Source organism: Dokdonella sp., from assembly GCF_017744955.1.
Taxonomy (GTDB): Bacteria; Pseudomonadota; Gammaproteobacteria; order Xanthomonadales; family Rhodanobacteraceae; genus Dokdonella_A.
In genome coordinates, this window is sequence record NZ_JAGIAG010000012.1 from 1 (window position 1) to 20,471 (window position 20,471).

General features: G+C 68.4%; 21 protein-coding genes and 1 pseudogene. 9 read left to right on the forward strand and 13 right to left on the reverse strand.

The genetic code is table 11. The annotated features are described in order from the left end of the window. Both J7520_RS17315 and J7520_RS17320 read right to left on the reverse strand, forming a co-directional pair. A pseudogene (locus J7520_RS17315) lies at positions 1–1,775 on the reverse strand (hypothetical protein); the annotation flags it as partial. 1,186 nt (positions 1,776–2,961) lie between these two features. Further along, positions 2,962–3,999, reverse strand: a complete 1,038-nt coding sequence (locus tag J7520_RS17320; protein ID WP_291191024.1) for a type IV pilus twitching motility protein PilT — start codon at positions 3,997–3,999, stop codon at positions 2,962–2,964. Between the two features lie 70 nt (positions 4,000–4,069). Here J7520_RS17320 and J7520_RS17325 point away from each other — a divergent pair, with 70 nt between their 5' ends. From J7520_RS17325 to J7520_RS17340, 4 genes are all read left to right on the forward strand, one after another. Next, a complete protein-coding gene (locus J7520_RS17325) occupies positions 4,070–4,783 on the forward strand; it encodes a YggS family pyridoxal phosphate-dependent enzyme (RefSeq protein ID WP_291191026.1) in 714 nt (237 codons plus the stop codon). 188 nt (positions 4,784–4,971) lie between these two features. Then, positions 4,972–5,823 (forward strand): pyrroline-5-carboxylate reductase, encoded by an 852-nt coding sequence (gene proC, locus J7520_RS17330; RefSeq protein ID WP_291191029.1) that lies wholly within the window; start codon positions 4,972–4,974, stop codon positions 5,821–5,823. Positions 5,824–5,833: 10 nt separating this feature from the next. Next, entirely contained in the window at positions 5,834–6,412 is a 579-nt protein-coding gene (locus tag J7520_RS17335; RefSeq protein ID WP_291191032.1) for a YggT family protein, read from the forward strand. A gap of 10 nt (positions 6,413–6,422) precedes the next feature. Continuing rightward, positions 6,423–6,824 (forward strand): VOC family protein, encoded by a 402-nt coding sequence (locus J7520_RS17340; RefSeq protein ID WP_291191036.1) that lies wholly within the window; start codon positions 6,423–6,425, stop codon positions 6,822–6,824. 119 nt (positions 6,825–6,943) lie between these two features. On the opposite strand, the gene J7520_RS17345 is transcribed toward J7520_RS17340, so the two are convergent. From J7520_RS17345 to pdxH, 4 genes are read right to left on the reverse strand one after another with little or no spacing between them, the layout of a single operon-like run. Continuing rightward, a complete protein-coding gene (locus tag J7520_RS17345; RefSeq protein ID WP_291191039.1) occupies positions 6,944–7,753 on the reverse strand; it encodes a cobalamin-binding protein in 810 nt (269 codons plus the stop codon). Between the two features lie 35 nt (positions 7,754–7,788). Then, entirely contained in the window at positions 7,789–8,775 is a 987-nt protein-coding gene (locus J7520_RS17350; protein ID WP_291191042.1) for an NAD(P)-dependent oxidoreductase, read from the reverse strand. A gap of 6 nt (positions 8,776–8,781) precedes the next feature. After that, the gene (gene aac(6') / locus J7520_RS17355) at positions 8,782–9,231 is read right to left on the reverse strand and encodes an aminoglycoside 6'-N-acetyltransferase (RefSeq protein WP_291191045.1); all 450 of its coding nucleotides are present in this window, start codon (positions 9,229–9,231) and stop codon (positions 8,782–8,784) included. 8 nt (positions 9,232–9,239) lie between these two features. Then, positions 9,240–9,851 (reverse strand): pyridoxamine 5'-phosphate oxidase, encoded by a 612-nt coding sequence (pdxH, locus tag J7520_RS17360; protein WP_291191048.1) that lies wholly within the window; start codon positions 9,849–9,851, stop codon positions 9,240–9,242. On the opposite strand from pdxH, the gene J7520_RS17365 reads away from it, so the two are divergent. After that, on the forward strand, positions 9,850–10,704 hold the full coding sequence (locus J7520_RS17365) for a kinase (RefSeq protein ID WP_291191050.1): 855 nt from the start codon (positions 9,850–9,852) through the stop codon (positions 10,702–10,704). The genes pdxH and J7520_RS17365 overlap by 2 nt on opposite strands. A gap of 122 nt (positions 10,705–10,826) precedes the next feature. Here J7520_RS17365 and J7520_RS17370 read toward each other — a convergent pair whose 3' ends face one another. From J7520_RS17370 to xrtH, 7 genes are all read right to left on the reverse strand, one after another. Continuing rightward, entirely contained in the window at positions 10,827–12,383 is a 1,557-nt protein-coding gene (locus J7520_RS17370; RefSeq protein WP_291191228.1) for an ATP-binding protein, read from the reverse strand. A 5-nt stretch (positions 12,384–12,388) separates the two neighbouring features. Further along, positions 12,389–12,883 carry a Rab family GTPase gene (locus tag J7520_RS17375; protein WP_291191052.1) on the reverse strand — a complete coding sequence of 165 codons (495 nt, stop codon included), beginning with the start codon at positions 12,881–12,883 and terminating at the stop codon, positions 12,389–12,391. Between the two features lies 1 nt (position 12,884). Further along, complete coding sequence (locus J7520_RS17380) at positions 12,885–14,687, reverse strand: hypothetical protein (protein ID WP_291191055.1); 1,803 nt, start codon at positions 14,685–14,687, stop codon at positions 12,885–12,887. Positions 14,688–14,718: 31 nt separating this feature from the next. After that, the gene (locus J7520_RS17385) at positions 14,719–15,270 is read right to left on the reverse strand and encodes a hypothetical protein (RefSeq protein WP_291191058.1); all 552 of its coding nucleotides are present in this window, start codon (positions 15,268–15,270) and stop codon (positions 14,719–14,721) included. 193 nt (positions 15,271–15,463) lie between these two features. Next, positions 15,464–16,168, reverse strand: a complete 705-nt coding sequence (locus J7520_RS17390) for a response regulator transcription factor (RefSeq protein WP_291191061.1) — start codon at positions 16,166–16,168, stop codon at positions 15,464–15,466. 49 nt (positions 16,169–16,217) lie between these two features. Further along, positions 16,218–16,421: a dodecin family protein gene (locus J7520_RS17395; protein ID WP_291191064.1), complete on the reverse strand. Its 204-nt coding sequence runs from the start codon at positions 16,419–16,421 to the stop codon at positions 16,218–16,220. A 184-nt stretch (positions 16,422–16,605) separates the two neighbouring features. Then, positions 16,606–17,133, reverse strand: a complete 528-nt coding sequence (gene xrtH, locus J7520_RS17400; RefSeq protein WP_291191067.1) for an exosortase H — start codon at positions 17,131–17,133, stop codon at positions 16,606–16,608. Positions 17,134–17,221: 88 nt separating this feature from the next. On the opposite strand from xrtH, the gene J7520_RS17405 reads away from it, so the two are divergent. From J7520_RS17405 to hemE, 4 genes are all read left to right on the forward strand, one after another. Continuing rightward, complete coding sequence (locus J7520_RS17405) at positions 17,222–17,773, forward strand: shikimate kinase (RefSeq protein WP_291191071.1); 552 nt, start codon at positions 17,222–17,224, stop codon at positions 17,771–17,773. After that, entirely contained in the window at positions 17,770–18,843 is a 1,074-nt protein-coding gene (gene aroB, locus J7520_RS17410; protein WP_291191074.1) for a 3-dehydroquinate synthase, read from the forward strand. Before J7520_RS17405 ends, aroB begins: the two co-directional genes overlap by 4 nt. A 158-nt stretch (positions 18,844–19,001) precedes the next feature. Continuing rightward, positions 19,002–19,262: a WGR domain-containing protein gene (locus J7520_RS17415; RefSeq protein WP_291191077.1), complete on the forward strand. Its 261-nt coding sequence runs from the start codon at positions 19,002–19,004 to the stop codon at positions 19,260–19,262. 138 nt (positions 19,263–19,400) lie between these two features. After that, the gene (gene hemE / locus J7520_RS17420) at positions 19,401–20,444 is read left to right on the forward strand and encodes a uroporphyrinogen decarboxylase (protein WP_291191080.1); all 1,044 of its coding nucleotides are present in this window, start codon (positions 19,401–19,403) and stop codon (positions 20,442–20,444) included. The last annotated feature ends 27 nt before the right edge of the window (positions 20,445–20,471 follow it).

Below are 20,471 nucleotides of genomic sequence, written 5' to 3' on the forward strand. Positions count from 1 at the left end.
ACCTGGCGCAGGTTGTCGCGCGTGTCGTAGACGTAGCCGGTGGTGGTATTGGCCGTGGCCGTGTCGACGCCGGCGAGGTTCTGGATCGTCTCGACCAGGCGGTTGAGGCCGTCGTAGCGCTGTTTTGTGGTGACGCCGAGGCCGTCCTGCTGCAGCACGCGGTTGCCGTTGCCGTCGTAGCCGTCGGCGACGCCGGTGGCGGACAGGCCCTGTGACAGCTCGACCGCGGTGCCAGCCGCGTTGTTCAGACGCACCAGTTGGCTCAGTGGGTTGTAGCTGCGGCTCAGGGCGCGCTTGATCGTGCCGGACGGATCCTTGACCTGCTCGACGCGGCGGTTGCCGGCGGCGTCCAGGCACTGCGCGCTGCCGAGGCCGCCGGGGCAGTAGTCGATCGTGTTGTTCTGGTTGTCGGCGATCTTGATCAGCCGGTGCGCGTCATCGTAGGTGTAGGCGAGGAAGGCGCCGTCGGGCTGGGTGACCTTCGTGACGTTGCCGACCGCGTCGTAGTCGAGGTGCGTGGTCGCATCGCCCACGCCCGGCGTGGCGTTGGCGCGCACGCTGCGGTCGGTCAGCCAGCCGCGCACGTGATAGGCGAAGTCGGTATACGTTCCGTTGGCGTCCTGGGTGCGCGTGACGCGGCCATTCTTGTCGTAGGTGACGTAGGTCGTGACCTGGCCGAGCGCGTTGGTCGCCTTCCACAGGTCGCCCTTGCGGTGCGGGCAGGCGCCGTTGCTGGCGCAGGTCGCGTCGTCGGTCAGGTAGTAGGTATAGGTGGTGAGGTCGTCCTGGCCGGCCGTCATGCCGGTATCGCTGGCCGGGCGCGGGCCGTTGACCGAGCGGACCAGGCCGACCAGCGGGCAGGTGCCGGCGGTGACGTCGGCCGGTTCGCAGTAGGTCGTCACCGTGCGGCGCACCTTCGCGCCGGCGGGCGGGGCGCTCGTCGCGCTGCAGGGGTAGCTCATCGCCGGGGCGTCGGCGGGGTCGAGTTCGCAGCGCGCTGTGGCCTGGCCGCGGGGGTTATAGGCCCAGGTCGTCTTGGCTTCGACGGCGCCACTGGCATTCTTCGTCTTGCGCGAAACGGGGACGCGGAAGTCCGTATGCCACTGGGTCTCGATCGTGCGTTTCGGTGAGCCAGTACCGGAGGTATTCGAGGCCTCGACGCGCGAGGTCTCTTGACCGCGCGTGTTATAGCCGTAGTCCGTCGTCACGCCGTTGAAGTCCGTGACCAGGTCGCGATTGCCGTTGGTGTCGTAGGTGATGTTCGAGCTGCGGGTGATCGAGGAGCAGTTCGCAGTGGCGCAGTGGTCGGTGCCGGCGTCGCGCAGGATGCCGTTGTTGGCGATGAAGCGGCGGCGTTCGACCTGGCCGGACGGAGTGACGAGGATGGTGGAGCCGGTCGCCGACGTGTAGGTACCGTTGTAAGTCAGGGTCAGCAGGTCGGCGCCGCTGCCGTGGTATTCCTGGTAGGCACGACCTTGCGTGTTGTACTTGTAGGTGCCGTAGCGCTGCGCGCGCTCGTCGACGATGCCGGTCAGCAGATTGAAATAGGCGAAGTTGGCGGGAACGTGAGCGGCCTCGTCGTAGCGATACTCGCGCGTCGAACCGTCGGCGCGATCCACGAACTGAAGCAAACCGCTGTTGGTCGCTGGAAATCCGGGCGACTGGTTCGTCACATACCGGAAGTCGACGGCGGCGCCGGCTGGATCGGTGACCTGGATCAGAAACCCATCGGCGTCGTAGCGGAAATACAAGGATCGACCTTGCGCATTGGTCACGCGGACCAGAAGCCCCGGCCGCGGCGCTATCGCGGGCGGCGTCGAACCGTCGCTATACGTCAGCGTGGTGATTTGTCCATAGCGCTCAAGTGACTGCCAGACGCCGTGAGCGTCGTAACGATAGATGGAATCGTCGGCGGCAACATAAATCCAGCCGGCACGGAGCCCACCGGATATGACCTCCTGCAAGGATTCCGACTTGTCCGCTCGCCCCACCCAGACACCACCGCCCAACCGAAAGTGGCGATAGTCCCCGTCCGGGCGCACGACGTAGGCGTAGGTATCCTGACCCGCCGCCAGAGCGGGTTCCACCACAATGGAGCTCTGCCAGGAATGCCGCCAGTTCTGGCCAAGCTCCTCGAGGGCACGCTCGGCACCCGCCGACGAATAAAATCCGGTGCTCGAGTAGTAACGAAGAAAAGCCAGGGAAGCCGAACTGGAGGAGATGATATCGACTTCCGTCTCCATCTTCTGCCCACCTGCGCATTGAATGGGATTTCCTACCGGGCATACTTCGGGTTTGATTCGCATACAAAGTGAATCAAGATGAGGTGAATATCCAGGAGGACAACCCACATCTCTATCCTGCTGAGAGAGCCCCAAAGCTTCCGAAGTATTTGTGCAATTTTCCGCACTCCCATAACCAATATTTATGTCATAATTATTGGCCAAGAAACTATCTATCCGCAGAGTCCTCCCTACGACTTTTGTGCATTCATATGTTCTCACTGGCTCTTGACATACAGGTATGTGGATATTGGCTCGCCAAGCCTGCCACGCCATATCCTCTTCTTGGCATAAATTCTCAGATCCTGTAAGCGGCAAATTGCACTCAGGAGTACTGGTAGAATTCGAGCTAGCTGCGAACCAATACCAAGGCCCTGTCAAAGGACTCACGCATTCGCTCTTTCCAATATCCAAAACCGGGCATGATTCCGGCGGTGACGGCGGGAACGAGCCTTCGCAATATACGACATTGTCAATTTCAGCCCTGGATTCGACCGAGAAGAACACTCCAAAGATCGCGCATACAGAAACAAGTATCGCGCTCGTCAAGCGCCGAATAAGATTGTTCTCCAATTCAATATTCATATTAGAACTTCCCTGCTCAATTAACGGCCATAGAAGAATAATTTCTATTCCATCTTCTCAATACTCAACGAAAATCTTATTGCCCTCGTATTCACTACTTGAAAATCTCCTTGTTCTTCGCGTACTGCCCCGCCTGCTGCCGCGTCACCAACCCCCGCTTCACCAGATCCTGCAAACACTGATCCAGCGTCTGCATGCCGTACTGACTGCCGGTCTGAATCGACGAATACATCTGCGCGACCTTGTCCTCGCGGATCAGGTTTCGGATCGCGGGAATGCCGACCATGATCTCGTGTGCAGCGATGCGGCCGCCGCCGACCTTCTTCAGCAGGCTCTGCGAGATCACCGCGCGCAGGGATTCCGACAGCATCGAGCGCACCATCGGCTTCTCGCCGGCGGGGAATACGTCGATGATGCGGTCGACCGTCTTTGCGGCGGAGCTGGTGTGCAGGGTCGCGAATACCAGATGGCCGGTTTCGGCCGCGGTGAGCGCGAGGCGGATCGTCTCGAGGTCGCGCAGCTCGCCGACCAGCACGTAGTCCGGGTCCTCGCGCAGCGCCGAGCGAAGCGCCTCGTTGAAGCCGTGCGTGTCGCGGTGCACTTCGCGCTGATTGATCAGGCACTTCTGCGAGGTGTGCACGAACTCGATCGGGTCCTCGACCGAGAGGATGTGCGCGTACTCGTTCTTGTTGACGTGATCGACCATCGCCGCGAGCGTGGTCGACTTGCCCGAACCCGTGGGACCGGTGACCAGGATCAGGCCCTGCGGCTGGGCGATCAGCTCCTTGAACACGCGCGGCGCGCCGAGGTCTTCGAGCGTGAGCACCTCGGCCGGAATGGTGCGGAACACCGCCGCCGAACCGCGGTTCTGGTTGAACGCGTTGACGCGGAAGCGCGCCAGGCTCGGGATCTCGAAGGAGAAATCGACCTCGAGGAATTCCTCGTAGTCGCGGCGCTGCTTGTCCGACATGATGTCGTAGATCAGCGCGTGGATCTGCTTGTGGTCGAGTGCCGGGATGTTGATGCGGCGCACGTCGCCGTCGACGCGGATCATCGGCGGCAGGCCCGCCGAGAGGTGAAGATCGGAAGCCTTGTTCTTGACCGAAAACGCCAACAGCTCGGCGATGTCCATGCGATTCCCCTAGCCCCTTCAAGCGATGGATTACGGCAGTATAGCCCGCCCCACCCTACGCAGACCGGCGATGGATTTCTGCGAAACAGCCTACCAATCGATCGGCACGCGCCTCGCCGCCGCACGCGCGGAACAGGGCCGCGACGTACGCCTGCTCGCGGTGTCGAAGACGCAGCCGGCGGCGGCGATTCGCGCGCAGTACCGCCTAGGCCAGCGTGCGTTCGGCGAGAACTACGTGCAGGAGGCGATCGCCAAGCAGCGAGAGCTGGCTGCGCTCGACATCGGCGCGGAAGCGATCGAATGGCATCTGATCGGACCGCTGCAATCGAACAAGGCGCGCGAGGCGGCGCGGCATTTCGACTGGCTGCAGAGCCTGGACCGCGAGAAGCTGATCGAACCCTTGTCGCGCCACCGTGCCGGTGCGCCGACGCCGTTGAACGTATTGATCCAGGTGAACGTCGACGACGAGGCGAGCAAGTCCGGTTGCGCGCCGGAGGTGGTCGCCGACCTCGCCCGCCGTGTCGCGCAGGCCGAGCATCTGCGCCTGCGCGGCCTGATGGCGATTCCCGAACCCGTCCCGGATGTCGATCGACGCCGTACCGCGTTCCGCCGCATGCGTGCGCTGTTCGACGCACTGCGCGCCGAGCATGCCGGCGTCGACACCTTGTCGATGGGCATGAGCGATGATTTCGAGCTCGCGATCGCGGAAGGCGCGACCATGGTGCGGATCGGGTCCGCCCTGTTCGGCGCTCGCCCCGCTCCTTCTCCCGCGCATGGAAGATGAGGGCGTTCGGAACGTAGCTGCGACTACCCGCGGCTGCGCCCCGGTATAGCCACGCAATCCCGCATCGCGTCCGCTGCACGACCCGCTCCCGCCTCGGATGGACCTCTCCCGCCGCCGGAAAGGCGACATCGTGAACCAGCGCATGGCCTTGCTATGCTTGCCGGGAACATCGAAGACCGCACGGAAACATGCCCGTCAATCCCCAGCTCCCCCTCTCCAATCCCGGCCCCGCCATCACCTTCATCGGCGGCGGCAACATGGCACGCAGCCTGATCGGCGCGCTGGTACGCGGCGGCGCGCAACCCGCGTCGATCGCGGTGGTCGAGCCGAACGCCGACCTGCGCGGGACGCTCGCGCGCGATTTCGGCATCGCCGTCCACGAGCGCGCGGAGCAGACCTCCGGCGACGCGGACGTGATCGTGCTCGCGGTCAAGCCGCAGGTGCTGAAGCAGGTCTGCCTCGATCTCGCGCCGCAGGTCGCGCAGTCGCGGCCGCTGATCCTCTCGATCGCCGCCGGCGTGCGCATCGCGCAACTGCGCGAATGGCTCGGCGTCGAGCTGCCGATCGTGCGCAGCATGCCGAACACGCCGGCGCTGATCGGCGCCGGCGCGACCGGATTGATCGCCAACGCGGCGGCCGACGAAGTGCGGCGCGCGCAGGCGGAGGCGATCCTCGCCGCCGCCGGACGCACGGCGTGGATCGAGCGCGAGGAACTGATGGACACGGTGACGGCGCTGTCCGGTTCGGGTCCGGCGTATTTCTTCCTGCTGGCGGAAGCGCTCGAGGACGCCGCCGTCGCCCAAGGCCTGCCGCGCGAGACCGCGCGCGCGCTGGCGACGCAGACCTGCCTCGGCGCCGGCCGCATGCTGGTCGAAAGCGGCGAGGCGCCGGCGACGCTGCGCGAACGCGTGACCTCGCCCGGCGGCACCACCGCGGCGGCGCTGGATGCGTTCGCCAACGGCGGCCTGCGCGAACTCGCCGCGGCGGCGATCGACGCCGCCGTCGTGCGCGGACGCGAACTCGCCGCGGCGCAGGGCTAGGAGCGCAACGATGGGCTACCTCGCCAGTGCTGCACAGATCCTCGTCAACTTCGCCTTCGTCCTGCTGATCTCGCTGATCGTGCTGCGCGTGCTGCTGCAGATCGTGCGCGCGAACTTCTACAACCCGGTCTGCCAGTTCCTGTACAGGATCACCAACCCGGTGCTGATGCCGATGCGCAAGCTGATTCCGGCCTGGCGCAATCTCGACCTCGCCGGCGTGCTGCTGGCGTGGCTGCTCTGCGCGCTCAAGCTGTACCTGCTCTACGTGCTCGACGGGCGTCATCTCGGCCTGGCCGGACTGCCGCTGATCGCGCTGGCCGACCTGCTCGACTTCCTGCTGATGCTGTACTTCGGACTGATCCTGGTGCGCGTGCTGCTCAGCTTCGTCAACGTCGACCGCGCCAATCCGGTGGTGCCGCTGATCTACCAGCTCGCCGATCCGGTGCTGCGACCGATCCGCAAGCGCCTGCCCGCAGTCGCGGGGCTCGACCTGTCGCCGATGGTCGTCATGCTGGTGATCCTGCTCGCGCGCGTGCTGCTGGTCGGGCCGGTGCTCGACTTCGGCTTGCGCCTGTCGCAGGGCGCCTGAGGCGAACGCGATGGACCCGGTCGCGATCACGTTCACGTCGGTCGCCGCGCAGCTGTTCGTCGCCGACGTGCGCGCCTCGTGCGCCTACTTCGCCGGCACGCTCGGCTTCACCGTCGACTTCGTCTACGGCGAGCCGCCGTTCTACGCGCAAGTCTCGCGCGATCGCGCGCCGCTCGCGTTGCGGCTGGTGCACGGGCCTGTCTTCGTCGACGACGTGCGCATCCGTGAGGAGCTGCTGTCGGCGGCGATCACCGTCGACACCACGGCGGAGATCGAACAGCTCTTCCTCGACTATCAGGCGAGCGGCGCGCGCTTTCATCGGACGCTGCGCGAGGAACCCTGGGGTGCGCGCACCTTCGTCGTGCTCGATCCCGACGGCAATCTGATCCTGTTCGCCGGCCCCGCCGGCTAGCGCTCGAAGGCCTGCTCGCGCGCGTCCACGTCATGCCCGCGAACGCGGGCATCCATGGAAGCGCTCGAATTTCCCGCGCCCGTAGGCAACGCACTGAGCCGGGCGCTCGAGCGCGCCCGTCATCCGGCGCTTCGCTGCGCCCATGCGGCCACGATGCGGTGGATCGCATCGAGTCCATCGAACAGCGCCGCCGGTCCCGGCTGCAGGATGATCGGCGACTTGATCTCGTGCAGCTCGCCGTCGCGCACGGCCGGGATCGCATCCCAGCCCGGTCGCGCGGCGACCTTGTCCGGCCGGAATTTCTTGCCGCACCAGGAACCGAGGATCAGGTCCGGCGCACGCCGCACGACTTCGTCCGCATCGGCGAGGATGCGGTCGCGGGCGAGCGGCCGCTCGGCGCGTTCGGGAAAGACGTCGTCGCCGCCGGCGATGCGGATCAGTTCGGCGACCCAGCGGATGCCGGTGATCGGCGGCTCGTCCCATTCCTCGAAATACACGCGCGGACGCCGCGGCAGCGCGGCGGCGGCCTTCCCGACTTCGGCCAGGTGCGCCTCGGCGCGGCGCGCATACGCCTCCGCGCGTTCGGACGCGCCGACCAGCGCGCCAAGGCGGCGGATGTAGTCGACGATGCCGGCGACGCTGCGGTGGTTGCTGATCCAGACCTCGACGCCGGCCTTGACCAGATCGCGCGCAATCTCGGCCTGGATGTCGGAAAAGCCGATCACGAAATCCGGTTCGAGAGCGAGGATCGCGTCGATCTTCGCGCTGGTGAACGCGGAGACCTTCGGCTTCTCCTTGCGCGCACGCGCCGGCCGCACGGTGAACCCGGAGATGCCGACGATGCGCTCCTGCTCGCCGAGCGCGTACAGCACCTCGGTCGGTTCTTCGGTCAGGCAGACGATGCGGCGTGGGCCGATGAGGGAAGACATGCGGCGATTGTCGCACGCATCACCGCTCGTCCCGTTCAACCGTCGATCGGATACAACCCGTCGGCGAACGCGTCGCCGTGATAGCCCTTGATGCCGATCGCCTGCGCCAGCGGGCTGCGCGGATCCTCGCCGGCACGCAGCCGCGCGAGCAGGTGCGCGAAGTCGTAGCGCGGACGCCAGCCGAGTTCTTCGCGCGCTCGGGCGTTGACGTAGACGCGATCGATCGACGCGTGCATGCGCCAGCCGAGTGGCGCGTAGGCCGCTTCGTATTCCGGTACGCGCCGGCGCACCACCGCGGGCGCGTCGGCGCGCAGCTCGGCCAGGTCTTCAGGCAGGAACGGCGTGGTCGCGCTGAGGATGTAGCGGCCGAAGCCGATCGCCGGCGCGCGCTCGATCGCGAGCAGGTGCGCGTCGACCAGGTCCTGCACGTCGGCGCGGCGATAGAGGAACTCGTTCGCCTTCAGGTTCGCGTCGAGGTAGACGTCGCGCCGCTGCGGATCGTCGTCCGGCTCGGGAAAGAAACGCGAGGTGCGCAGCACCAGGCACGGCAGGCGCTGCTTGCGATGGAACAGCCGGCACAGGTCCTCGGCCGCGGTCTTGGTCGCGCCGTAGATGTTCTTCGCGACCGGCGCGACGTCCTCGGTGATCCACGCCGCCGGCGCGCCGGGTGGCGGCACCAGGGCATCGCCGAACGCGCTGGTGGTGCTGGTGAACACGAACGCGGCGACACCGTTCGCGGCGGCGGCTTCGAGCAGGTTCAAGGTGCCGCTGATGTTGGTGTCGACGAAATCCTGCCGCGCGTGCGTGGCGACGTGCGGCTTGTGCAGGGTCGCCGTGTGCAGCACGGCCTGCACGCCCTGCATCGCGCGCTCGACGAAGGCGCGGTCGACGATCGAACCGACCCGGTCGGTGTACGGCGAGGCGACGAGGTCGAGCCCGATTGCTGCACGCCCCTGTGCGCGCAGACTGCGCATCAGGGCTTCGCCGAGGTGGCCGGCGCTGCCGGTGACGAGAATGCTCATGGTCGACTATCCACGGACGATCTTCCGGAAATACACCACGCGCTCGGTTTCCTCGAAACCGTAGGCGGCGTGCGCGGCATGGCTGGCGGCGTTGTCGAGCAGCGCGTCCGAGGCCAGCTCGGCGCAGCCGCGTCCGCGCGTCCAGTCTTCGACGGCGGCGACCAGGGCACGCCCCACGCCGCGCCGGCGCTGCGCCGGGACGACGTAGAGGCCTTCGAGGAAGCCGACCGGCGAATCGTCGGTGCCGTTGACGTAATCGTGCCGCAGCGTCGCCTCGACGAAACCGACCGCCGCGCCGCCGGCGTCGAATGCGAGATAGGCGACGGCGCGGTCGGGTCGTTCGAGCGCGTCGAGCGCTTCGCCGAGATGCGCCGATGCGTCGTCCTCGGGCCACAACTGCGCACGCAGCTCGGCCAGGGCGGCGGCGTTGCCGGCGTCGACGGCGCGAATGTCCACCGCCGTCGTCACGGATACAGCAGCCGCTTCGTCCACGTCGGCGCGTCAGCTTCGTACAGCACGCGTTCGTGCAGGCGGAAGTCGGCACCGTACCAGAACTCGATGCGCCGCGGCGCCACCACGAAACCGCCCCAGTGCGGCGGGCGCGGCACCGGTCCGTCGACGAAGCGCGCTTCGACCTCGGCGATGCGCGCCTCGAACTCGGCGCGATCGCGCAACGTACGCGATTGCTGCGAGGCCCAGGCACCGATCTGGCTGCCGCGCGGGCGGCTCGAGAAATAGGCGTCCGACTCCTCCGCCGGCAGCTGCGTCACGCGCCCCTCGACGCGCACCTGCACGCCGTGGCGCAGCGTCTTCCAGTGGAAGCACAGCGCGGCGGACGGCTCGGCGGCGAGCTGCGCCGCCTTGTCGCTTTCGTAGTTGGTGAAGAAGCGGAATCCACGCTCGTCGACGCCTTTCAGCAATACGACGCGCGCGGAAAGGCGCTCGCCGTCGGTCGTCGCCAGCGTCATCGCGGTCGGCTCGGGATCGCCGGCGGCGGTGGCCTCTGCGAGCAGAGTGCGGAAGGTGTCGAGCGCCTCTTGGTAGAGTGCGCCGGAGTCAGCGGAGGAGGAAGTCATGCGCGAGGATGCTAGCACGCGCTCCGCCTATCCCGAGGCGGTGGTGAGCGCGACGATCGACGCCGCTGTCGAACGCCTGCGCGCGCGCCGCTCGCCGTGGCTGGTCGGGCTTTCCGGCCTGCAAGGCTCGGGCAAGAGCACCTTCGCGCGGCAACTCGCCGCCGCGGCGAACGCGCGCGGCATCGCCTGCGTCGTGCTTTCGCTCGACGACTTCTACCTCGGCCGCCGCGCGCGGCGCGACCTCGCGCGAACGGTGCACCCGTTGTTCGCCACGCGCGGCGTGCCCGGCACGCACGATCTCGACCTGCTGTCGCGCACGCTGACCGCGCTGCGCCGCGCCAGCGCACGAAATCCCGCGTGGCTGCCCCGCTTCGACAAGGGTCGCGACACGCGCCTGCCGCCGTCGCGCTGGCGGCGCGTGACCTCGCCGCCGCGACTGATCCTGCTCGAAGGCTGGTGCGTCGGCGTGCCGCCCCAGCGCGAAGCCGAGCTGCGACGCCCGCTCAACGCGCTCGAACGCGACGAGGATCGCGCGCTGCAGTGGCGCCGCCGCGTCAACCACGAGCTCGCGCACGGCTACGCGAAGCTGTGGCGTCGGCTCGACCTGCTGATTCTCTTGCAGGCGCCGAGCTTCGACGTCGTCGCCCGCTGGCGCGATCAACAGGAACGCGCCCTGCGCCGCCGCGGCGCGCCGCAGGCGATGGATCGCCGGGCGCTCGCGCGCTTCCTGATGCACTACGAGCGCCTGAGCCGCGTCGCGCTGCGCACGCTGCCGGAGCGTGCGGATCTGCGTTTGCGGCTGGATGGGGAGCGTGTGGTGACGGGGGAGCTAGACGCGGATCGACGCGGATGAACGCGAATAGAGCGAATCGATTTTTTGGCGGATTGCCTGATGGACCGGGCTACGCGATTTGAACGTAGGCGTCCGAAGAAGAACCGACGAACAGCCGATCAATCAGCGCTTCTGATCCGCGCTCATCCGCGTCGATCCGCGTCCGGGTTCTGCCCTGAAGCCTCCCCCTGCAACGCCCGCTGCATCACCCCGACGAACTGGTCGAGGTTCAGCGGCTTGGTCAGGTAGTGATCCGCGCCGGCGCGCAGCGAAGCGTCGCGCGCGTCGCCGGTCGAGGTGGCCGACAGCGTGACGATGCGCCCGCGGTAGCCGTGCGAGCGCAGCTGGAACACCGCCGCGTTGCCGGACAGGCCCGGCAGTTCGACGTCGATCAGCAGCACGTCGGGCGGCTGCCGCGTCGCTTCCGCGATCGCCTGGGACGCGTTCTCGGCCACGCGCACCTCGAAGCCGAGGTCGATCAGCAGCACTTCGAGCAGCTGCGCGATGTCCGGATCGTCGTCGACGACCAGCGCCTGGACGCCGCGCGGAAACGGCGCCGCGTGCGAAGCCGCCGACTTCGCCGCCGCGCGCGCCAGCGGCGGCAGCTCGACGCGAAAGCGCGTGCCGCGGCCGAGCTCGGATTCGAGTCGCAGCTCGCCCCGCATCTGCTCGATCAACCGGCGCACGATGCTGAGGCCGAGGCCGGCGCCCTTGCTGCCGGACTGGCCGCCGCGATTGAACGGCTTGAACACGCTGTCGCGGAATTCCGCCGAGATGCCGATGCCGCTGTCGGCGACGTCGATCGAGAGCCGGCCGTCGCGCCAGACCAGATCGCAGGCGATCTCGCCCTTGGTCGTGTAGCGCACCGCGTTGGAGAGCAGATTGACGACGATCTGGCGCAGGCGCACCTCGTCGAACACCGGCGGCGCGGTTTCCTCGACGAGCAGGTCGACGCGAAACGCGACGCCCTTGTCCTCGGCGAGCGGACGGAACATCGCGTCGAGATCGCGCGCGAGCAGCGTCAGGTCGACCTCGACCGGATTCAGCAGCGCGGCGCCGGACTCGCCGCGGCCGTACTCCAGCAGGTTCTCCGCCAGCGTGAACAGATACGTCGCGTTGCGGCGCACCGCCTGCAACGCCTGCGCCGCGTTCCCGCTGCCGTCGAGGCGGCGTTCGAGCAGATGCAGATAGCCGAAGATCGAGGTCAGCGGCGTGCGGAACTCGTGGCTGAGGGTCGCGATCAGCGCGTTCTTCAGCGCGTTCGCCTCCTCCAGGCTGGCACGCTGGCGTTCGAGTTCGTTGCGGATCTCGGTGAGGCGGCCGATCGCCTTGGACTGCTCGTGTCCGGTCAGCACGGCATCGTGGCCGAGCTGCTGTTGCGCGCGCTGGCGCTCGCGCTCTTCCTCGGCGTCGAGCAGCAGCACGTGGAAACCGGGCGCGTCGGCGATCAGGTGCACGTGCGCGCTGCGACCGTTGGAGAACTCGACGAACGGAAGATCCTGGTGGCCGTCCAGCGGCAGGCCGATGAACAGGTCCTGCAATTCGCGCAGGCCGTGCTCGGCATCGAGGCCGTAGACCGCCGGATCGCCGTGCAGCTCGCGCAGTTGCCAGTCGTCGCCGAAGCTGAGCAGCAGCGGATGCGCGCGCCGCATCAGCGTGTCGCGCAGATAGTCCTCGACCGCCGACGGCAGCGCAGGCATCGGCGTCACGGTGCCAGCCTCGCGGCGAGGTCGGCGAACGCGGCTTCGACGCCGTCGCCGGACAGCGCGCTGGTCTCGAACACCGGCAGGGTGTTGCGCAGTTCGGCCAGGGTCGCCGGTGCGACTTCCCAGCGATCGACCAGGTCGAGCTTGTTGACCGCCAGCGCGACGACCGCGTTCGGCAGGCTGCGGCGCGACTGCATCAGAAGATTGAGCGCCGAAGCGAGGCTCGCCTCGCGCGTGCCGTCGGCGACCAGCAGCAGCGCCGAGGCGCCGCGCAGGTAGTTCTCGCCGACGCCGTCGAGCGCGCCGCGGCCGGCGATGTCCCACACCACCAGCTTGAGCGGTTCGCGCCCCGGCAGGGCGACTTCCTTGCTGTCGACCTTGACGCCGACGGTGGTGAGGTATTTGGCCGAGAAGGTGCTGCGCACGAAGCGCGCGACCAGGCTGGTCTTGCCGACGCCGAAGTCGCCGAGCATGCAAAGCTTGTGCGTCCGCATGTCAGGGAGTGTCCTCGACCGTCAGGCGCAGGTAGGCGACGCGCCGGTTCAGGCCGGCATCGCCGTCGGTGGCGAGCGCGCCGCCGTCGGTGCCGCCGACGCCGCGTGCCGCCAGCGCCAGCGCCAGCCATTGCGCGCGCGCCGCGCGCAGGCGCTGGTTGGTCTGCCCGCTGCCGACTTCGGTGTTGGCGCCGACGCAGGTCAGGCGGACGCGGACCTTGCCGATCTTCGCCAACTCGATCGCGCGCCGGGCTTCGCGCGCGATCGTGTCGACGGCGTTCGCGGCGTCGTCCGCCGGTGTCGCGTCGTCGAGGAATCCGACCTGGGTCGACGGAAACTCGCGGACCAGCCGCTGCAGCTCCGCGCGCGCGGTCGCGACGGGATCGATTTCCGGCGTCAGCGTCGATGCGACGCGCGCCACGCCGGCGATCCACCCGGCGCGCTCGGTCGCCGTGTCGAGCCAGGCCTGCGGCGCGGCGCCGGACAGGTTCAGCGCGCCGTCCTTGACCGCGATGCGCACGCCGGCGGGCGGCTGCAGCAGGCGCTGCGCGCGGCGTTCGACGACGGCGTCGTCGGTGGAGAGATAGCCGGTCGCGTCGAGTTTCGGCTCGACGCCGCCGAACGCGGACGCGTCGAGCAGCGGCGCCAGCGGCGCGGCGTCCGGATCGAGCAGGCCGTGCACGACCAGGCGGCTCCACGGCTTGGCCTCGATGCCGTTCAGCACGAAACCGGGATGCGCTTCGAGCTTGCCGCGCAAGTCGTCGACGCGCGCCTGCCAGCGTTCGCGGCTGAGCAGGAATGCGAACAGCAGCGCAGCCAGCACGAGCACGATCAGCAGCAACGGCCAGCGCGAAGGCGATTTGCGCTGCTCCGACTCGGCGCTGCGACCGGCCTCTTGGATCAGTGCCGGCGGCTGCAGCGCCTCGTGCCAGATCGTCTGGTTCTGCGGCGTGCGCGGATCCTCGTCCGCCGCGGCGGCGAGCCGCGCGTGGATTTCCTCGAGCCGCTGTTCGAGCAGACCGTGCAGGGCCTGCGGCGGCACGCCGCGGATGAAGCAGGCGAGGTTCGCGCGCGGACCGTGCAGCATCCACACCAGGTGCTCGCCGACGCGCACGGATTCCAGCGTGCCGCCGCCCTCGCGGCCGACCGAGTCGCCGACGAAATCGCCGAGCGCGGTCAGCATGCCGGCGATCGCGTCCTTGTCCAGCTCGGGCAGGCCGGGCGCGGCCTCGTGGTGCAGCACCAGGCCGGAGTCGCGCTCGATCAGGAACACGTGGTCGATCGCGTAGGCGAGGCGGTGCTTCAGCACGACCTGCGCGTAGGGCACGCCGGCGCGCCAGGCTTCCACGCGCCATTTCAGGCCGCGCAGGGTGAAGCTGCTCTCGATCGCGCCGTTGAGGTCGGCGACCAGGTTGCGCAGCGCTTCGGCGATCGACTTGCGGATCAGCGGGCCGATGATCGGGAACAGCACGTCGATCAGGCTCTGCCGGTTGCGCTGCACGGCCGCGCCGAGCGCCTGCGAGACCGGCGCGGCCAGCGCGTTCGCCACGCGCGTGGTCGATGCCTCGTCGGCGAGCGCCTCGAGCGCGCCGGGCAGGCGCTGCGAGAGATTGTCCTGCGTGCGTTCGAGCTCGGCGATGCGCGCGCGTGCGGCGTCGAGCGCGCGGCGTTCCTCGCCGAGCAGGAGTTCGCGCAGACGCTCGAACTCACCGGGCGGCGGGCTTTCCTCGAGCAGGTCGGACACGACCGCGGCGGCGTCCGCCGACGGCTCGCGCGAGTCCTGGCCGGATCCTGACGAGGTCACGTCGGCGGTCGGTCGGCGGCGGGTCCGCGGATCACTTCAACGTCGGCAGATCGAAATCGCCCTTGAGGCGCAGCGCGAACTCGGTCAGCAGCGCGGCGAGATCGTCGCGGCCGACCTTGTCGGCGCGCAGCTCGGCGTTGCTGCGCGACAGCGCCGCCTCGGTTTCGCCGGCGCGCGCGCTGGCGCTGGCCTGCAGATCGGCGAGCGCGGCGCGGTGGCGCTCGTCGCCCGCGTTCAATTCCTGCTCGAGCGCTTCGAGCGCCTTGTTGACCTCGCCGCGCGCGGTGCGCGCGGCCTGCTGCAGGCGCGACTCCAGGTCGTCGACCGCGCTGTTGCGGTCCTGCACTTCCTGGCGCACCAGCTTGCCGAGCTTGTCGAGCTGGTCGTCGATGCGCTTGTCGATCTGCGCGAGCCGCTTCTCCTGCGCATCGCGCATGCGCGCGAGCTCGGCTTCGAAGCGCTGGTTGAGTTCCTGGAAGCGGCGCTCGTAATCGCGCATCTGGCCGCCGAACAGGATGTCGCGGATCTGGTCGACATTGCGGTCGGCGCCGGCGTCGGCGGCCGGCTTCTTCGGGTCTGCCATCGGTTTGCTCCTGGGTTGCGGACGCGGCGCAGCCGGCCGGCGCGCTGCCGCCGGCACGCGCGAGCGCGAGCCGGTCTTGCTCTTGCGTGGAAGCGACTTCGCTGCGGTTGCCACGGTTCCCCCCGGCGGTGTCATGCCAGCATTGTGGCATTCATGCGCGCCGCCATGCATCCCCGGATCAGCTCGTATCGCGCTAGACCTGCTCCAGGCGATAGCCGTGCTGGTAGATCGCCGCGAGGCGCCAGCCGTTCTCGCCGTTCAGGTCGAGCTTCTTGCGCAGGCGGCTGACGTGGGTGTCGACCGTGCGCGTCGACACCGCCGCACTGAGATTCCAGACGTTCTCCAGCAGCGCGTCGCGGCTGACGATGCGGCCGTGGCGGCGGAACAGGAAATTGGCGAGGTCGAATTCGCGCTGGGTCAGGTCGATCTCGCGACCGTCGATGCTGACCTTGCGCCGCTTGGAGTCGACCAGGTACGGCGCGAGTTCGACGGTGTCGCCGGCACCGGCCTCGGTATCGCTGCCGTGCCGGCGCAGCACCGCGCCGAGGCGGGCGAGCAGTTCGCGCCGCTTCGGCGGCTTGACCACGTAGTCGTCGCCGCCGCTGGCGAGGCCGCGCACGATGTCGTCCTCGGCGTCGCGCGCGGTGAGGAACACCACCGGCAGCTTGCCGTTGGCCGACGAACGGATCGTCCCGATGACTTCGATGCCGGTGCTGTCGGGCAGCATCCAGTCGAGCACCAGGAGGTCGATCGCCTCGGTGCCCTGGCGGCGGCGGAACTCGGTCGCGTTGCGGAACAGGCGTACCGCGTAGCCGGATTCCTCCAGCCACTGGCCGACCAGGGCAGCCATGTCGGGGTCGTCCTCGAGCACGCCGACGACCAGACCGAGCTTGTTCATGCAGTCGCCCCGCTCGCTGCGAATTGCGTCGAACTATGGTGTTCCGCCATCACTCGACGATGAAGTTGATGCGCATGTTGACGCGCCATTCGGTGACGCGGCCGTCGTCGTCGGTCATCACCTTGATCTCGTTGACCCAGGCGCTCTTGATGTTCTTGACCGTCTGCGAAACCTTGCTGAGACCTTTCTGTACCGCATCCTCGAGACCTTTCGGCGACGAGCTGCTCAGTTCGATGACCTTGGCAACGGACATGGCCTTTCTCCTCAGGCGGGAACGCTGACACTACTGGAACGCCGACACTATAACAAAGCCGAAACGGCGCGAAAGCCCGCCAACCGGCGGCGGAATCGCCCCAATGTGAACCTGTGCGCAACCCGGTAAAGCGCGACGATGTGGAGAATGCCGCGCAGGAACCCCTCCGCTCCCGAAGCGGGTTCTATTGCGCCGCCGTCGGCTGCGGCCGTTCAGGAATCACCGCCCGCGCCGCGTCGCGCGGCAGGTAGCGCAGCCAGACCAGGAACACGACCAGCGCATCGAGCACGATCAGCGCCTGCCACAGGTACAAGTGGAACCACTCGAACCAGAGCCGGCTCCACTGGCCGAGATAGAACAGGCTGATGATGCGCACCAGGTTCAGCGTCTGGATCGCCACGAAGCCGACGCCGATGCCGGCCAGCTTGTACTTCCACGGCGCCGGAAACGCGAGCATCGCCGAGACCAGGATGATGACCGCCTCGACGCCGTTGCAGCCGCGCTCGATCGAGATGGCGAAATCGCCGCTGGCGGTCTGCAGGATCTTGCCGTAGGCGACCGCGTTCGGGTCGAACAGGCCGACGATCCCGACGCAGACCTTGGCGATCGCCGCGGTGAACGGCAGGATCACGTACTGCTCCACCGGCTGCAGCAATTCGAGCACGAACAGCGCGGCGAGGAAGAACAGGAACAGCAGGACGAAACGCAGCATGAGACGGACGGATCGCAGGGCGCCAGAAAGATCGCCCAGTTTACGCCAGAGACGTGTCCGCATGAGGCGCCGCTGCTAGCATTCCGGCATGAATCCCGCGCCGAACCTGTTCCTGATCGGGCCGATGGGCGCCGGCAAATCGACGGTCGGCCGCCACCTGGCCGAATTCCTGCGCATGCCCTTCCTCGACCTCGACCACGAAATCGAAGCGCACACGGGCGCCGCGATCAGCCTGATCTTCGAACTCGAACAGGAGGCCGGTTTCCGCCGCCGCGAGAGCGCCCTGCTGGCCGAAGTCACCGCGCGCGAAGGCATCGTGCTGGCGACCGGCGGCGGCGCCGTGCTCGACGCCGGCAATCGCCGCCTGTTGCGCGAACGCGGCTACGTGATCTGGCTCGACGCCAGCGTCGACGCCCAGCTCGCGCGCCTCGCGCGCGACCGCCATCGTCCGCTGCTGCAGGCGCCGGACCGGCGCGAACGGCTCGAACAGCTCGCCGACCGGCGCAACGCGCTGTACGCCGAGATCGCCGACCTGCACCTCGACTCGGTCGGCGTCGGCAACAGCATGCACGCCGCGCACGACCTGCTCGACCTGCTCGAAGCGCGCTGGCGGCGCGGCCGCGCGGAGACGCTGGCATGACCACGGTCGACGTCGCGCTCGGAACGCGCAGCTATCCGATCTGGATCGGCGCCGGCCTGCTCGGCGACGCCGCCCGCTGGCGCACGGCGATCCGCGGCCGTCACGTGCTGGTCGTGACCAATGCGACGATCGCGCCGCTGTACCTCGAACGCGTGCGGGCCGGGCTCGACGGCTTCGTCCACGAAGCGCTCGTCCTGCCGGACGGCGAAGCGCACAAGACGCTGGCCAACGGCGGCGAGGTGTTCGAAGCGCTGGCCGAGCTCGGCGCCAGCCGCGACGCCACCCTGCTCGCGCTCGGCGGCGGCGTGATCGGCGACCTCGCCGGCTTCGCCGCCGCGTGCTGGATGCGCGGCGTCGACTTCGTACAGATGCCGACCACGCTGCTGGCAATGGTCGACTCCTCGGTCGGCGGCAAGACCGGCGTGAACCTGCCCGCGGGCAAGAACCTGGTCGGCGCGTTCCATCAGCCGCGCGCGGTGGTCGCCGACACCGCGACGCTGGCGACGCTGCCGCCGCGCGAATACCGCGCCGGGCTCGCCGAGGTGGTCAAGTACGGCGCGATCGGCGACGTCGCGTTCTTCGATTGGCTGGAAGCGCACGCCGCGGCGCTGAACGCGCGCGACGACGCCGCGCTGATCGAGGCGATCGCGCGCAGCTGCCGGCACAAGGCCGGCGTGGTCGCGCGCGACGAGCACGAACACGGCGAACGCGCGCTGCTGAACTTCGGCCACACCTTCGGCCACGCGCTCGAAACCGAGACCGGCTATAGCAACCTGCTGCACGGCGAGGCGGTCGCGATCGGCATGGTCCTCGCCGCCAGGCTGTCGGCCGATCTCGGCCGCGCGCCGCGCGAAGACGCCGGGCGGCTCGAGCGCCTGCTCGCCGCGCTCGGCCTGCCGACGACGCCGCCGGCCTGCGATCCCGGACGCCTGCTCGCCCTAATGCAGTTGGACAAGAAGAACCTCAGCGGCCGCCTGCGCCTGATCCTGTGGCGCGGCATCGGCCGCGCCGAGATCGTCGCGGACGTCGACGAACGCGCGATTGCCGGGGTGCTCGGCGGAAAGACTTGACGCGGATCGACGCGGATAAAGGCAGATAGAGCGAATCTCCGTTTTTCGTCTGCCTCTTTCTCATCCGCGTCCATCCGTGAGATCCGCGTCCGACGCCTTTTTCTTCCTAAGTCCGCGCCCCGCCGCCCGGGCCGGTACGGTTACAATCCGAGACGACCATGCGCCTCTTCATGCAAACCCAGGCCGCCGGCGCCGAAGCGCCGCGCTACTACCAGATCGTGCTCGAGCAGGACCTGCTCGGCGGCTGGACGCTGTTTCGCGAATGGGGCCAGCAAGGCGCCCGCTCCAGCAGCAAGCGCGAGCTGTTCCTCGAGCGCGACGCGGCGATCAACGCCTTCGAGCACGCGCGCGACACCCAGCTCAAGCGCGGCTTCCAGGTCATGTTCAGCCAGGGCTTCGACGGACGCCGCGCGAGTTGAGCGTGCCGGCTCCGCATCCGGCCTGAGTCCAATCGCCGCGCCCCGCGGCCGCATCGGTGCGGCGACAATGGCGCCCCCCGCTTTTCGACGATCCGTTTCACTGATTAGTTTTCACCGATCCCGCATCCCGAGGCCGACATGTCCACGCCCGACCACCGTTTCCTGCGCGCGCTGCGCCGCGAGCCCGTCGACAAGACGCCGATCTGGATCATGCGCCAGGCCGGGCGCTACCTGCCCGAGTACCGCGCCACGCGCGAACGCGCCGGCAGCTTCCTGAAGATGGCGCAGACGCCGGAACTGGCCTGCGAAGTCACACTGCAGCCGCTGGCGCGTTTTCCGCTCGACGCGGCGATCCTGTTCTCCGACATCCTGACCATTCCCGACGCGATGGGCCTGGGCCTGCACTTCGTCGACGGCGAAGGCCCGAAGCTGCGCCATCCGCTGCGCAGCGCCGCTGACGTCGACAAGCTCGGCGTGCCGGATCCGGAAACCGACCTGCGCTACGTGCCGGACGCGGTGCGCCTGATCCGCCGCGAACTGAACGAGCGGGTGCCGTTGATCGGCTTCTCCGGCAGCCCGTGGACGCTGGCCTGCTACATGATCGAAGGCGAAGGCTCGTCGAGCTTCTCGCGCGCGAAGGCGCTGGCGCTCGACGATCCGGCGACGATGCACCGCCTGCTCGACACGCTGGCGCAGTCGGTCGCCAGCTACCTGGCCGCGCAGGCCGCCGCCGGCGCGCAGGCGCTGATGGTGTTCGACACCTGGGGCGGCCTGCTCGCACCGGGAGCGTTCCGCGACTACTCGCTGCGCTACCTGGCCGAGATCGTGGCGCTGCTGAAGTCGAATCCGGCGTCGCGCAAGGTGCCGGTGATCCTGTTCTCGAAAGGCGCCAACGCGCACCTGGAAGCGCTCGCCGCCACCGGCTGCGACGCGCTGGGCCTGGACTGGACCATCGACATCGCCGAGGCGCGCGCGCGCGTCGGCGCGCGCGTCGCGCTGCAGGGCAATCTCGATCCGGCCGTGCTGGCCGCCTCGCCGGAAGCGATCCGCGCCGAGGCGCGCAAGGTCGTCGACGGATTCGGTCCGCATACGGGCCACGTGTTCAACCTCGGCCACGGCATCACGCCGGACATCGATCCCGCGCACGTCGCGGTGCTGGTCGACGCGGTGCACGGGCAATGACGCGGCATCGCACGAACCGGTAGCGAA

What these genes read in the sequence shown, in the direction of transcription:
- J7520_RS17320 (WP_291191024.1), bottom strand. Translation starts at nt 3,999, where the DNA reads ATGGACATCGCCGAGCTGTTGGCGTTTTCGGTCAAGAACAAGGCTTCC.
- J7520_RS17325 (WP_291191026.1), top strand. Translation starts at nt 4,070, where the DNA reads ATGGATTTCTGCGAAACAGCCTACCAATCGATCGGCACGCGCCTCGCC.
- proC (WP_291191029.1), top strand. Translation starts at nt 4,972, where the DNA reads ATGCCCGTCAATCCCCAGCTCCCCCTCTCCAATCCCGGCCCCGCCATC.
- J7520_RS17335 (WP_291191032.1), top strand. Translation starts at nt 5,834, where the DNA reads ATGGGCTACCTCGCCAGTGCTGCACAGATCCTCGTCAACTTCGCCTTC.
- J7520_RS17340 (WP_291191036.1), top strand. Translation starts at nt 6,423, where the DNA reads ATGGACCCGGTCGCGATCACGTTCACGTCGGTCGCCGCGCAGCTGTTC.
- J7520_RS17345 (WP_291191039.1), bottom strand. Translation starts at nt 7,753, where the DNA reads ATGTCTTCCCTCATCGGCCCACGCCGCATCGTCTGCCTGACCGAAGAA.
- J7520_RS17350 (WP_291191042.1), bottom strand. Translation starts at nt 8,775, where the DNA reads ATGAGCATTCTCGTCACCGGCAGCGCCGGCCACCTCGGCGAAGCCCTG.
- J7520_RS17365 (WP_291191050.1), top strand. Translation starts at nt 9,850, where the DNA reads ATGCGCGAGGATGCTAGCACGCGCTCCGCCTATCCCGAGGCGGTGGTG.
- pdxH (WP_291191048.1), bottom strand. Translation starts at nt 9,851, where the DNA reads ATGACTTCCTCCTCCGCTGACTCCGGCGCACTCTACCAAGAGGCGCTC.
- J7520_RS17370 (WP_291191228.1), bottom strand. Translation starts at nt 12,383, where the DNA reads ATGCCTGCGCTGCCGTCGGCGGTCGAGGACTATCTGCGCGACACGCTG.
- J7520_RS17375 (WP_291191052.1), bottom strand. Translation starts at nt 12,883, where the DNA reads ATGCGGACGCACAAGCTTTGCATGCTCGGCGACTTCGGCGTCGGCAAG.
- J7520_RS17385 (WP_291191058.1), bottom strand. Translation starts at nt 15,270, where the DNA reads ATGGCAGACCCGAAGAAGCCGGCCGCCGACGCCGGCGCCGACCGCAAT.
- J7520_RS17390 (WP_291191061.1), bottom strand. Translation starts at nt 16,168, where the DNA reads ATGAACAAGCTCGGTCTGGTCGTCGGCGTGCTCGAGGACGACCCCGAC.
- J7520_RS17395 (WP_291191064.1), bottom strand. Translation starts at nt 16,421, where the DNA reads ATGTCCGTTGCCAAGGTCATCGAACTGAGCAGCTCGTCGCCGAAAGGT.
- xrtH (WP_291191067.1), bottom strand. Translation starts at nt 17,133, where the DNA reads ATGCTGCGTTTCGTCCTGCTGTTCCTGTTCTTCCTCGCCGCGCTGTTC.
- J7520_RS17405 (WP_291191071.1), top strand. Translation starts at nt 17,222, where the DNA reads ATGAATCCCGCGCCGAACCTGTTCCTGATCGGGCCGATGGGCGCCGGC.
- aroB (WP_291191074.1), top strand. Translation starts at nt 17,770, where the DNA reads ATGACCACGGTCGACGTCGCGCTCGGAACGCGCAGCTATCCGATCTGG.
- J7520_RS17415 (WP_291191077.1), top strand. Translation starts at nt 19,002, where the DNA reads ATGCGCCTCTTCATGCAAACCCAGGCCGCCGGCGCCGAAGCGCCGCGC.
- hemE (WP_291191080.1), top strand. Translation starts at nt 19,401, where the DNA reads ATGTCCACGCCCGACCACCGTTTCCTGCGCGCGCTGCGCCGCGAGCCC.